General features: G+C 59.1%; 1 protein-coding gene. It reads right to left on the reverse strand.

What is annotated here, in order from left to right:
* Window positions 1-165: 165 nt before the first annotated feature.
* On the reverse strand, window positions 166-1,536 hold the full coding sequence (locus RT460_RS19510) for an IS1182 family transposase (protein ID WP_023444848.1): 1,371 nt from the start codon (window positions 1,534-1,536) through the stop codon (window positions 166-168).
* Window positions 1,537-1,617: the final 81 nt, after the last annotated feature.

The raw sequence follows: 1,617 nt of genomic DNA on the forward strand, positions 1-1,617 counted from the left end.
CGGCCGATTCTGTTGAAAAAGTAGGTTCAGCGGCAGCCGGCCGGTCAGGTGTGCCTGCTGTCGAAGTGGCTGGAAGCCACTTCAAGTTGCCTTTGGGCACTTCACTGAGCGTCCTTGCTCAGGTTTGAGGGTTAATTCGAGGGTTTCTGCTCGCAGCAGGCGTACCTATCCCGTGAGCGGTGGCCCTTGAGGCAAAAGCTTGGCCATGCGTCGCAGGTTTTGCACGGTCGCGGCTAAGGTGAATTCGTCAGTCGCACCCGTCAGGCCACGCAGTCGTAAACGGTCGAGCTTCATGATCCGTTTGAGGTGGGCGAAAAGCATCTCCACCTTCTTCCGTTCGCAACGAGAGACTAGGTATTCCGGCGTCTTGGCGATGCGTCGTGCCACGTCGCGGGCAGCCTCATGGATGCTGCGGACGATCTTCCGGTTCGGCGTGTTGGGGCAGCACTTTTCTTTCAGCGGACAGGTGGCGCAGTCGGTTTGGCTGGAGCGGTAGATAATGGTGTTGGCCTTGGTTACCCGCGATCTTTGCTGGGTGAAAGCACGCCATTCACTGCGCAGTGGTTTGCCGGCTGGGCAGCGGTATTCATTGGCCTCCTGATTCCAGTGGAAGTCGTTGCTGGAAAGGCTGTCATCCTTGCGCTCAGTCTTGTCCCACACCGGCACATGCGGCTCGATGTCTTTCTCTTCGACCATCCAGGCCAGCATCGGGGCAGTGCCATAGGCGGTGTCGCCGATGAGGCGTTCCGGCGTGAGGTCGAACTGCGCCTCGACACGCTCGACCATCGTCCTGGTCGAATCGACTTCGGCGGTACGGTGCGCCGGGGTAGCTTCCACATCCATGATCACGCCATGCTCAGTGTCAATCAGGTAGTTCGTGGAGTAGGCAAAGTAGGCCGGGCCGCCTGGCGCTGCTGTCCAACGGGACTGAGGATCGGTGAGCGAAATTTTCTTGGGGAGAGCTTCAGCCAGCGCCTCTTCATCAAGGGCTTCGAGGTACTCGCGCACGGCGCGGCTGCTGAGCTTTGGATCGCGCCAATCGACCTCATCTCCTGCCACCCCACGTTGCCGGCTGGCATCCGCCTTGATGATGCTTGCGTCGACAGCGAAACCTTCACCCTTCACCAGGCCGGCTGCCATGCAGCGCCGTAGCACCTCATTGAACAACCAGCGGAACAGATCGCTGTCACGGAAACGGCCATGGCGATTCTTCGAGAAGGTCGAGTGATTGGGGACTTCGTCTTCCAAACCCAGTCGGCAGAACCAGCGATAGGCCAAGTTCAGGTGCACCTCTTCGCATAATCGCCGCTCGGAACGAATGCCATAGCAGTAGCCGACGACCAGCATGCGCACCATCAATTCCGGGTCAATCGAGGGACGCCCGATGGGGCTATAGAAATCCGCCAGATAGGCGCGCAGATCACTGAGATCCAGGCACTGGTCGATGCTGCGCAGGAGATGTTGGGCCGGGACGTGATCTTCGAGATTGAACGAGTAGAACAGGCGCTGCTGTCCTCCCGGTAACTGTCCCATCATGCTGTTCGCCTCCACGCCCGCTGACAAAGCAATTTTGCCAACGGCATGGGGAGGTCGCTACTTTTTCAACAGAATCGGCCG

Source organism: Stenotrophomonas sp. (assembly GCF_032061965.1).
In the GTDB taxonomy this organism is placed as follows: Bacteria; Pseudomonadota; Gammaproteobacteria; order Xanthomonadales; family Xanthomonadaceae; genus Stenotrophomonas.

Coding starts and splice junctions, on each gene's coding strand:
- RT460_RS19510 (WP_023444848.1), bottom strand. CDS start 1,536: ATGATGGGACAGTTACCGGGAGGACAGCAGCGCCTGTTCTACTCGTTC.